The organism is Cellulosimicrobium composti (assembly GCF_009711085.1).
In the GTDB taxonomy this organism is placed as follows: Bacteria; Actinomycetota; Actinomycetes; order Actinomycetales; family Cellulomonadaceae; genus Cellulosimicrobium; species Cellulosimicrobium composti.
Map to the genome: position 1 here is coordinate 1 of NZ_WMKA01000076.1, position 9,854 is coordinate 9,854.

The 9,854-nt window shown below is 70.3% G+C and carries 13 protein-coding genes; 8 read left to right on the plus strand and 5 right to left on the minus strand.

The genetic code is table 11. The features are described 5' to 3' along the window. Nucleotides 1-20: 20 nt before the first annotated feature. The 3 genes from GJV82_RS18505 to GJV82_RS18515 form a co-directional block, all read right to left on the minus strand. Nucleotides 21-1,160, minus strand: coding sequence for an Nramp family divalent metal transporter (locus GJV82_RS18505; RefSeq protein ID WP_155100237.1), 1,140 nt, complete (start codon nt 1,158-1,160; stop codon nt 21-23). Nucleotides 1,161-1,221: 61 nt separating this feature from the next. Continuing rightward, nucleotides 1,222-3,273: a heavy metal translocating P-type ATPase gene (locus GJV82_RS18510; RefSeq protein WP_318657827.1), complete on the minus strand. Its 2,052-nt coding sequence runs from the start codon at nt 3,271-3,273 to the stop codon at nt 1,222-1,224. Further along, on the minus strand, nt 3,270-3,629 hold the full coding sequence (locus tag GJV82_RS18515) for an ArsR/SmtB family transcription factor (RefSeq protein WP_155100238.1): 360 nt from the start codon (nt 3,627-3,629) through the stop codon (nt 3,270-3,272). Before GJV82_RS18515 ends, GJV82_RS18510 begins: the two co-directional genes overlap by 4 nt. 71 nt (nt 3,630-3,700) lie before the next feature. On the opposite strand from GJV82_RS18515, the gene GJV82_RS18520 reads away from it, so the two are divergent. From GJV82_RS18520 to GJV82_RS18535, 4 genes are read left to right on the plus strand one after another with little or no spacing between them, the layout of a single operon-like run. After that, a complete protein-coding gene (locus GJV82_RS18520; protein WP_318657828.1) occupies nt 3,701-4,072 on the plus strand; it encodes a metalloregulator ArsR/SmtB family transcription factor in 372 nt (123 codons plus the stop codon). Continuing rightward, on the plus strand, nt 4,066-4,674 hold the full coding sequence (locus tag GJV82_RS18525) for a cadmium resistance transporter (RefSeq protein WP_155100239.1): 609 nt from the start codon (nt 4,066-4,068) through the stop codon (nt 4,672-4,674). The genes GJV82_RS18520 and GJV82_RS18525 overlap by 7 nt, the downstream gene beginning before the upstream one ends. Further along, entirely contained in the window at nt 4,671-5,330 is a 660-nt protein-coding gene (locus GJV82_RS18530) for a signal peptidase II (RefSeq protein WP_155100240.1), read from the plus strand. Before GJV82_RS18525 ends, GJV82_RS18530 begins: the two co-directional genes overlap by 4 nt. Further along, on the plus strand, nt 5,320-5,631 hold the full coding sequence (locus GJV82_RS18535) for a DF family (seleno)protein (RefSeq protein WP_155100241.1): 312 nt from the start codon (nt 5,320-5,322) through the stop codon (nt 5,629-5,631). The genes GJV82_RS18530 and GJV82_RS18535 overlap by 11 nt, the downstream gene beginning before the upstream one ends. 24 nt (nt 5,632-5,655) lie before the next feature. On the opposite strand, the gene GJV82_RS18540 is transcribed toward GJV82_RS18535, so the two are convergent. Next, a complete protein-coding gene (locus tag GJV82_RS18540) occupies nt 5,656-6,174 on the minus strand; it encodes a DUF2306 domain-containing protein (RefSeq protein WP_155100242.1) in 519 nt (172 codons plus the stop codon). Between the two features lie 242 nt (nt 6,175-6,416). Here GJV82_RS18540 and GJV82_RS18545 point away from each other — a divergent pair, with 242 nt between their 5' ends. Continuing rightward, nucleotides 6,417-6,986, plus strand: coding sequence for a recombinase family protein (locus GJV82_RS18545; RefSeq protein ID WP_155100243.1), 570 nt, complete (start codon nt 6,417-6,419; stop codon nt 6,984-6,986). Nucleotides 6,987-7,010: 24 nt separating this feature from the next. Here GJV82_RS18545 and GJV82_RS18550 read toward each other — a convergent pair whose 3' ends face one another. Then, on the minus strand, nt 7,011-7,232 hold the full coding sequence (locus GJV82_RS18550; protein WP_155100244.1) for a hypothetical protein: 222 nt from the start codon (nt 7,230-7,232) through the stop codon (nt 7,011-7,013). 337 nt (nt 7,233-7,569) lie between these two features. Between GJV82_RS18550 and GJV82_RS18555 the strand changes: the two genes are divergently transcribed. The 3 genes from GJV82_RS18555 to GJV82_RS18565 all read left to right on the plus strand — a co-directional run bounded on the left by GJV82_RS18555 (nt 7,570) and on the right by GJV82_RS18565 (nt 9,638). Beyond that, on the plus strand, nt 7,570-8,115 hold the full coding sequence (locus GJV82_RS18555; RefSeq protein ID WP_155100245.1) for a hypothetical protein: 546 nt from the start codon (nt 7,570-7,572) through the stop codon (nt 8,113-8,115). Nucleotides 8,116-8,350: 235 nt separating this feature from the next. Then, nucleotides 8,351-9,034, plus strand: coding sequence for a GNAT family N-acetyltransferase (locus GJV82_RS18560; RefSeq protein WP_196217312.1), 684 nt, complete (start codon nt 8,351-8,353; stop codon nt 9,032-9,034). 46 nt (nt 9,035-9,080) lie between these two features. Further along, nucleotides 9,081-9,638, plus strand: a complete 558-nt coding sequence (locus GJV82_RS18565) for a hypothetical protein (RefSeq protein WP_155100247.1) — start codon at nt 9,081-9,083, stop codon at nt 9,636-9,638. Nucleotides 9,639-9,854: the final 216 nt, after the last annotated feature.

Sequence of the window (9,854 nt, forward strand, 5' to 3'; positions counted from 1 at the left end):
GGCGCCCACACGCCCGACCCCTACTGGGAATGGCTCAATACCAAGGGAATCAGTGCGAACGGGATACCGAAACTGAGTACGACCTGGCTGATGACGAGCATGCTCGTCGGCGGAACGTCGGTAGCAAGCAGTAGGAGCGCCGGGGTGAGGGTGACCAAGCGTCGGACTAGAAGAGGGATGCGTGTCCGCAGAAGGCCGCGCATGATCTCCGCCCCGGCGTACGCCCCGACTGAGGTCGAAGCGAGTCCTGACGCGAGCAGACCGACGGCAAAGAGCACCGCGATTGTGGGTCCGAGTGCTGCTGCGATTGCTGTGTGGGCCCCGCTGATCGTGTCGGTTCCGTCCCGCCCAGCAAGGTTGGTCGCCGCCAGAAGGAGCATCGCAATGTTCACCCCACCGGCGATTGCCAGCGCGATGACGACGTCCCAGCGTGTCGCACGCAGAAGATGCGCAGTCTCCAGGTCCGTACGCGATCGGCCGTGCCGATCGCGCGCGAGGGAGGAGTGCAGGTAGATCACGTGGGGCATGACGGTCGCGCCGAGCATTGACGCCGCGAGCAGGACGGACTGCGGGCCATCGAAGCGAGGAACGAGCCCGGCCGCGGCCTGTGCCCACGGCGGTGGGGTGACAAAAAGGCCAGCCGTGAAGCCGACGGTGAGCACGACAAGCAGACCGGTGATGACGAACTCGAAATGACGCTGGCGCCGTCGGTGCTGAAGCACGAGAAGCGCCAGGGAGACCACGCCCGTGATCACGCCGCCCAGCACGAGCGGCAGATCGAATAGGAGGTTCAGGGCGATGGCCCCGCCGATCACCTCAGCAAGATCAGTGGCCGCCGCGACGAGCTCGGCCTGGCCCCAATAGGCGAGACGGGCGGGCCGAGTAAGCCGCTGCCCTAGCACCTCAGGAAGTGAGCGACCCGTGACGATCCCCAGCTTCGCGGACAGATACTGCACCACCACGGCCATCGCATTCGCCCCGACCAGAACCCACACGAGCAGGAACCCGAACTGCGCCCCGGCGGAGACGTTCGCCGCGACATTGCCCGGGTCGACGTAAGCGACCGACGCGACGAACGCGGGCCCCAGAAGGCGAAGCAAACCGAGCCGCTCGGTCCGCGGCGCCGCCCGCCTCGAGTCCTGCCCGACTGCAAGATCCATGTAGCCGAACTATACTCTTCGTGTTCCCGAACTCTCTGTCGGCCTCGTTGCGTTCCTTCCTCTAGATCGTGGAAGTCGGTGTCGGCGCGGGTCGTGTCGGTGCAGGCACCGTCGGCAGCGCGGTAAGGGTGGCGGTCCCGCGTGCGGCGCGGACGCCGTTGAGGATGACGACGACCTCGGCGATCTCGTGGACGAGCACGACGCCGGCCAGGCCCAGCACGCCGAACAGCGCGAGCGGGAACAGTACGACGATGATCGCCAGGGCGAGCACGATGTTGCCGGTCATGATGCGCCGCCCGCGCCGGGCGTGGGCCAGGCCCTGGGGGACCAGGCGCAGGTCGTTGCCCGTGAACGCGACGTCGGCGGACTCGATCGCGGCGGCCGACCCACCGACGCCCATCGCGATCCCGACGTTCGCCGCGGCGAGGGCGGGGGCGTCGTTCACGCCGTCGCCGATCATCGCGGTGGGCACGTGTTCGGCCGAGGCGCGCACGGCCTGCTCCTTGTCCTGGGGCATCTGGGCGGCACGGACCTCGCTGATGCCGGCCTGGGCGGCCAGCGCGCGGGCGGTGCGCTCGTTGTCCCCGGTGAGCATGGTGACCGTGACACCGTCCTGGGCGAGCTGGCGCACGGCGTGGGCGGCCTCGGGGCGCAGCTCGTCGCGGATCCCGACGAGCGCGACCGGCTCGTCGCCGGCGGCGACCACGACGACGGTCATGCCCTGCCCCTCCAGGGTCGCCGCGTCGGGCTCGAACGGACCGGGATCGATCCACCGGGTCGTGCCCACGCGGACCTGCACGCCGTCGACGGTGCCGTGCAGCCCGCGACCGGGCAGCTCCTGGACGTCGCCCGCCGGGCGCACCGGCGCGGATGCGGCGGCGAGGATCGCCGCGGCCAGGGGGTGGGTGCTGCGCGCCTCGAGCGCGCCGGCCCAGGCCAGAGCCTGCTCGCGGGTGGTGCCGGGGCGGGTCCTCACCTGCACGACCTCGGGCCGGTTGCGGGTCAGGGTGCCGGTCTTGTCGATCGCGACGGCGCGCACGGTGCCGAGCTCTTCGAACGCCGCCCCGGACTTGACGATCATCCCGAACCGGCTCGCGGCGCCGATCGCGGAGATGACGGTGACGGGCACGGCGATCGCCAGCGCGCACGGAGACGCGGCGACGAGCACGACCAGGGCCCGCTCGGTCCACAAGCCCGGGTCGCCGACGACGAAGCCCCACACCACGACCAGCGCCGCGGCGACGAGCACGATCGGCACGAGCGGCTTCGCGATCCGGTCCGCCAGGCGCGCTCGCTCGCCCTTGCGCGCCTGGGCCTGCTCGACGAGGTGCACGATCGTGGTCAGGGAGTTGTCGCGCCCGTCCGCGCTCGCCTCGACCAGCAGGGCCCCGCCGCCGTTGATCGCGCCGGCGGGCACGGCGTCGCCCGGGCCGACCTCGACCGGGATGGACTCCCCGGTGATGGCGGAGGTGTCCAGCGAGCTGCGCCCGGACGTCACGACGCCGTCGGTCGCCAGGCGTTCCCCGGCCCGCACGACCAGCAGGTCGAGCTCGCGCACGTCCGCGGCGGGGATCTCCACGTCCCCGGACAGGCGCGAGACCCGTGCCGTGGTGGGCATGAGGTCGAGCAGGGCGCGCAGGCCGTGCTTGGCCCGGTCCATCGCACGGTCCTCGAGGGCCTCGGCGATGGAGAACAAGAACGCCAGCGCCGCGGCCTCCCCGACGTGGCCGAGCGCGACGGCCCCGACCGCGGCGATCGTCATGAGCAGCCCGACCCCGAGCTTGCCGCGCGCCAGGCGCCGCACCGCACCGGGCACGAACGTCCACGCGCCGGCCAGCAGGCTCGCGCTCTGCACCACCAGCGCGGGCGTGGCCAGGTCCGACCACTCCAGGGCGTACCCGACGGCGAGCAGCACACCCGAGAGCGCGGGCAGCAGCAGCGCACGATCACGCCACCACGGCGCGAGCTCCTCGTCCTCGCCGTCGTGCTCGTCGTGGCTGTCGGCGGGCGCGCCGTCGGGCGTGCGCGGCGAAGCAGGCGTCAGGCCCAAGCCGGTCACCAGCGCGGGACGGTCCTCGAGCTCGTCGTCGCCCCCGCAGCACTCGCGGCTCACTGCTCGTCCTCGCACGCGGTGCAGCCCGGGACGTCGCACACCGGGTTCGAGCACTCGCGGCCTTCGCGGACGTCCAGGACCACGCGCATCAGCTCGTCCAGCGCCGCGGACAGGTGCGGGTCCGCGATCGTGTACTGGGTGCGGCGCCCGTCGGGCTCCGCAAGCACCAAACCGCACCCACGCAGACACGCCAGATGGTTGGACACGTTCTGCCGGCTCAACCCCAGGGCGTCGGCGAGGTCGGCCGGGTACGCCGGGCCGACGAGGAGACGTTCGAGGATGCGCGCGCGCGTCGGGTCACTCATCGCCCTCCCCAGGCGACCCATGACTTCTACACGATCACCAGTGTTCAGCATGTGCTGAACTATACAGTGCAGCGTGAACCTGCGATCCGATCCCATCGACAAGTGTCAGTTATTATCGGTCTGTGTCGATCATAGATACCGAAGTATGTGTGGCGAGTACGGCGGACGTCGAGCCGGCGGTCGCGTTGTTCCGGTCGCTGGGAGATCCCGCGCGACTGGCGATCGTGCGCCGACTGGCTGTGGGTGAGGCGCGGGTCGCGGAGCTGACGCGCGACCTCGGCTTGGCACAGTCGACAGTGTCCTCGCACGTGGCCTGTCTCAAGGACTGCGGTCTGGTCTCCGGCCGCATGGAGGGTCGACGGGTCTTCTACTCCCTGGCCCGCCCCGAGCTGCTGGACCTGCTGGGAGCGGCCGAGACGCTGCTCGCCGCCACCGGTAGCGCCGTCGCCCTGTGCCCGACCTACGGCGTGGACGGGCAGGACTCGGCATGCTGAGCACGATCGCGGCCGCGGCCGGGCTGTTCGTCGCGACCAACATCGACGACATCGTGGTCCTGACCGTCCTGTTCGCCGTCGCCGCACGCGGGACCTCACGACTGCGCGGCTGGCAGATAGTCGCCGGGCAGTACCTCGGGCTCATCACCCTGATCGCGGTCAGCTTCCTCGCCGCCCTCGGCCTGACGATCGTCCCGGACGAGTGGGTGGGCCTGCTCGGCCTGATCCCGCTCGCGATCGGCGTCCTGGCACTGGTGCGCACCCTGCGCGGCAAGGACGACGACGAGGCAGAGTCCGCGCTCAAGGCCGTCGGGCTCCTCGGCGTCGCCGGCATCACGATCGCCAACGGCGGCGACAACATCGCGATCTACACCCCGGTGTTCCGCACCATCTCGACCACCGACACCCTAGTCACGATCACCGTGTTCCTCGTGCTCCTCGCCCTCTGGTGCCTGCTCGCACGCGCGATCGGCACCAACGAGAAGGTCACCGAAGCGCTCGAGAAGGTCGAGCACTGGCTCGTGCCCGTCGTGTTCATCGGCCTCGGCATCTTCATCCTGATCGAGTCCGGCACCCTCGCCCACATTGCCAGCCTGACATGACCACTCAGCCTCGCCGTCGCCGCGCTGCCGCCGTGTCCGCGTGGGTGGAACAGGGAACCACCGAGACGCCACGCACCCTCGTGGATTCCCCGGCGCAACTGCGGCGGTTCCTGCTCGCATTCGCCGTCGCAGCCAGCGCCGTGCTGATCGACCAGGGGACCAAAACCCTCGCCCTCACATACCTCAGCGAGCACGAGCGCATCCCGCTGCTTGGCGACGCGCTCGGCCTTCAGCTCGCGTTCAACCCCGGCACTGTCATGTCATTCGGAGCCGACGCAACCTGGGTGCTTACCGTCGTCGCCACCGCCGCATCCGTCGCTCTACTCGTCGCTGCAAGCCGTGCCCACACGGTCGGATGGGCGGTAGCGATCGGACTCCTGTGGGGAGGCGCGGTCGGAAATCTGCTGGACCGCCTCCTGGCCCCGCCCGGCTTTGGGCGAGGCCATGTCACCGACTTCCTCGCCTACGGGAACCTCTTCATCGGCAACCTCGCTGACGTCGTCCTCGGCGCCGGGGTTGCCCTGAGCCTCCTACTCTCCCTTTCAAACCGTCAGGTCCCGCGTTCGTCCTCCCAGCGCGAGACCGCCGCCGGTCGGTGGACTGGCGACGCGCACGGCGTCGCGGCAAGTGAGCGAGGGCAGGCACATGAAGGTTGAGCTCCTAGTCATCGACGAGTGCCCGAACGAAGTTCCCGCCCTGGAAGTACTGCGCCGGGTCCTGGACAAGACCGGGATCGACGCGGCGATCGCCACCGTGGTCATCACCGACGACGACCAGGCCCAGGCCCATGGCTTCCACGGATCGCCCTCGTTCCACGTCGACGGACGCGACCTGTTCCCTGTGCCCACGGTGCGCCCTGGCGTTGCGTGCCGCGTCTACCCCACGACAGCGGGACTGCGCGGCGTGCCCGACGACCACTCTCTGACCGCCGCCCTCATGGACCGCGTCGGGCGCTGACCCGCGCTCGTCCACCGCCGCGACCTACGGCGCCGGCCCCCGCGCCTGTGCCGGGCGACGCGGTCGGTGCCGGTGGACCGCCCAGCCCGTGAGCGGTGCCCCGACCACCGTCGGCAGGACCCAGAACGACCAGTCCGGCAGCCGTTCCCAGATCGGCAGGTGCGGGCCGTTGTCGACGTAGAACGCGGTCAGCATCGCGATGTACGCCAGACCCATCCACGCGATGTGCGCCCCGTCGCTCTCACCGCGGCGCCGGTTGCGCCACCCGAGGAGCACGGCGGCCAACGCGATCCCCCCGAGCGCGGCCAGGTGGACGGTTGCCGGCCAACGGATCACCACCATGACGACCATCGACCCGAAGAGAGCGGCGATCCCACCGAGGAACACGCGACCAGCCCCGACGTGCCACCGACCGCCCTTGCGCGCGAGCATCGCGACCAGCCCCGCGAGCACCGCCGTGACGCCCGCGGCGATGTGCACCAGCAGAGCGAGGTCGAACACCGGACCCGCGTCCGGCTCCGGCAACCCCGGGATGTCGATCATGGTCGCCTCCGACGCCCGAGCATCCGATCTCAGCGTCTCACCGACCGGCCCGCCGCACCCCCGCCGCTTCTCGCACGAACTTGGCGACTTCCTACAAGGTTGTCAGACACCGCAAAACTGACCGTTTTTCGTACGGCGCGGCCGCCGCCGCGACACGCCGAGAGAACATGTCGCAGAACTAGTGTCCGAAAACCCCCGATGTCGCAGAACGCGGCTCGGGGGTTTTCGCTACGGTCGCAGCCATGGCACACGTCTACGGGTACGCCCGGGTCTCGACCACGGCGCAGAACCTCGACGCCCAGGTTGACGCGCTAACGGGCGCCGGTGGCGTCGACGTGCGCGACGTCGTTGTGGAGAAGGCATCCGGCACACGCGAGGACCGGCCCGAGCTCGCCCGGGTCCTCGCGCAGCTGCGCGAGGGGGACACGCTCGTGGTGACGAAGCTCGACCGGCTCGGGCGCTCGGCCGCGCACGTCGCGCGCCTGGTGCGCGACCTCGACGACCGCGGCGTCACGCTCAGATCGCTCACGGAGACGCTCGACACCTCGAGCGCGACCGGGCGACTCATGGTGCACGTGCTGGCCGCCGTCGCGCAGATGGAGGCCGACCTCGCCCGGGAACGCACGCTCGACGGTCTCGCGGCAGCGCGCGCCCGGGGAAGGGTCGGCGGGCGCCCGAGCGTCATGACCCCGGACAGGGTCGCGGCCGCGCGGGTGGCGCTTGCCGGAGGGCAGTCGCGCGCCGCGGTCGCCCGCGCGCTCGGCGTCTCCCGAGACACCCTGTACCGGCACCTGGCTTCGCTCGACGTATGAGTTCTTGCCCCGGGGCAGCTGACGTCAGGCGGGGGCCAGCAGCGCCCATGAGAGGGGCGCGGCCGCGAGCAGGGTGAGGACGAGTGCCTGTCCTCGCGAACCGGACGAGCGGGCGAGTGCGACGAGCGCGACGGCGACTGCTGCTGTCCCAGCAGGGATCATCACGGCGGCAAAGTTGTCCCGGTCGCTGGTGTACACGACCACAGCGAGCAGCAGGACCACGATGTCGAGGATGAACGACACCATCCGCCAGCGACCTCCGCGTGACCACCTCGTGGGCCCGGCTTCAGGCAGGGCGTCGCGGGTGGGAAGAGGTACAGGGTTGATCGGCATCATCGGAAGGCCCCCAGAGGTCTTGTCCGGCCAGGCTACTGCTGGAGCTGCGTCCTCGCCGGGCACTGAGCGACCTGCGGTGGGCGCCGTCGTCGGGCTCCGATTGCGCGGGCAACGGTGCATGTTTGCCTGGGGAAGCAATCTCCAACCGAACACATCGATTCACAAGGACGTGATGAACTTGAGTAAGTGGAGAGCTATCCCGGTCGGATTGGCTGCGGCAGCGGTCATCGTAGGGGGACCGGTCGCGATGGCGAGCGCAGACGTCGGCCCCGAGATCCCTGAGGAGCCTGTCGAGCTCGAAGTCTCGGAACTGGAGTTCTACGACACGCCGGTGGGCGTCTCGATCGCCGCCGAGGGGCAGGCGGAGGCGGATGCCCAGGTATCGCACCTGGTGCAGAACCTCGACCCCGCGGAGGTGGACCTGCTGTCCTCAGGTGCCCCGCTCTACATCGAGGTCGACTTCAACACGCTCACCTACACGTCGGTGCAGGAGCGTCAGCCCACGATCAGCCCGTACGCCCTGACGGTCGGTGGACACTGCAACTCCGGTGGTGCGGCGAAGTCCTGCCTGTGGGGACCACCGCCATGGGCTCCGTACAACGACATCGCGGTCACCGGCCACGGTGAGACGTCGAACTTCTGGGCCGGGTGGGACGCGATCGGCATGGAGGGGACCACCACGGTGAACGCGACCGTGTGCGCCGCGTACGGCCTGGGCTGTGTCCCGGTCCCGAAGAACACCTACGCCGACTTCCGCGGCACCGTCCGCGTCAACAAGGTCTACCACGACTGACTACTCAGCCTGACGGGGAAACCCGGCGGTCACATGGGCGGCAGGGGCGCAGAATCGGCCCCTGCCGCCCTTCGCGCGCCACGCGCTCGATCCAGAACTCGCGCGCCGACGTCCCGGGACACCCTTGCCGCCACCTGGCCATGCTCGAGGGGTGATCGACGCGCGTCGCGTCGGAGGGTCGTGGGAGAGTCGGGGCGGCGTCGAGGGGACCGGGGGGACGATGCGTTACGGGATCGTGCGAGACGAGTGGGCGGCGCGGATCGTCTACGAGGCGGCCGAGCGGGCGATCGTGGGATACGACGCCCACCGCGCGGCCGCCGACACCTCGCGGCGACAGGACCGGCTCGACAAGCTCTTCAGGGGGAAGGGGCCTGCTCCGGCCGCGACGGCGATCGTCGCCGCGACCGACGACAGCGGCACCGAGCTCTACGGCGCCGTCGTGCTCGATACCCCGTACAACGCCGGCGCCGTGATCCAGGACCTCGAGCTCGGGCGTCAGCTCGCGCGCCTGCACCGCATCGTCTCGGGGCTGTTCGTCGTCGACGAGCATCGCGGCGCGGGCCTGGGAACCCAGCTGCTGCGCGAGGAGGCCGCGATGTGCGCGCTCGTGACCGGCGCCCGGTACATCGAGGGGTTCGTCGACGACCGCAACGGCAGCGCAGACTTCTACCGCCGCGCCGGGCTGACCGTGCTCCCGCACAACACCGGCCTGCCCGCTCGCCGGCCGACCAATACCCCGCTCACGCACGAATCCAGCGTCGACGGCCACTGGTTCTACCTCGACCTGTGGGCCCACTACGCCGACAGGATGCAATGCAAGGAGTGCGGGAGCGGACTCGCGTTCGTCCCCGGCGACGGCGGCGACCTCACCTGCCCCCGAATGCGCGTCGACGCCGCCGGGCAACGGGTGCACGAATGATGGCGCCGGCGCTAGGTTCCGTCATCAGGACCAGCAGGGAGAGGCAATGAGCACGAACGACACGGCGGCCGAGAGGCCGCAGGCTGAGCCCGTGAAGCCGGTCCGGCTCACGATCGACGTGACCCGTGAGACCTATCGCGGCCTGAGCCGGCTGTCGCTGGCGCTCTCTTCGGACCTCGACCGCGGCCGCGTGACGCACAGCGAGATCGTCCGTGCACTCCTCGGGTTGGCGTGCGACGACTCCGACGTCCGGCTCGCGCTGGCGAACGAGCTCGGATCGCCGGCAGACGAGCTCGCCGTCGACCGACTCATGGAGCGCGCCCCCGCAGCACTCGACGACGCCCTCGATGCAACCAGGGTCGCCCTGTCGCTCATGGTGGCGAACGAGTGGGACCACGCCACGAACGCCCCGAGCGGCAACGCCCGCATCGTCGACCGCGATGTTCACCCCTCAGCCGAGCTCACGCCCGCGGAGGAGTGGACCGTGCTGACCGACCCGCCCGCGGCTGGACCCGATGAGTCCCCGGAGCGTCACCAAGCCGTCGTCGCCCTCGCCGTGGCTCTCGCCAGCGCACTTCTGACCGGAGCCGGGCGGGCCGACTAAAGAGGCGCGCCCGGGCCCGTAGACAGACCGGGCGGCGACGCCTACCGTTTTGTTTGACACAACTACGGGTTTTGTCTTACAATTGCGGTATGGCGATCAGGTGGCGGGGCAGCGCGTTCAAGCACTGCGTCACCCGTGACGAGGTGCTGTGCGCGATGCAGAACCCCGTGCACGTCGAACCGGAGTTCGACGAGTCGCGCGACGGGACGGGCGAGG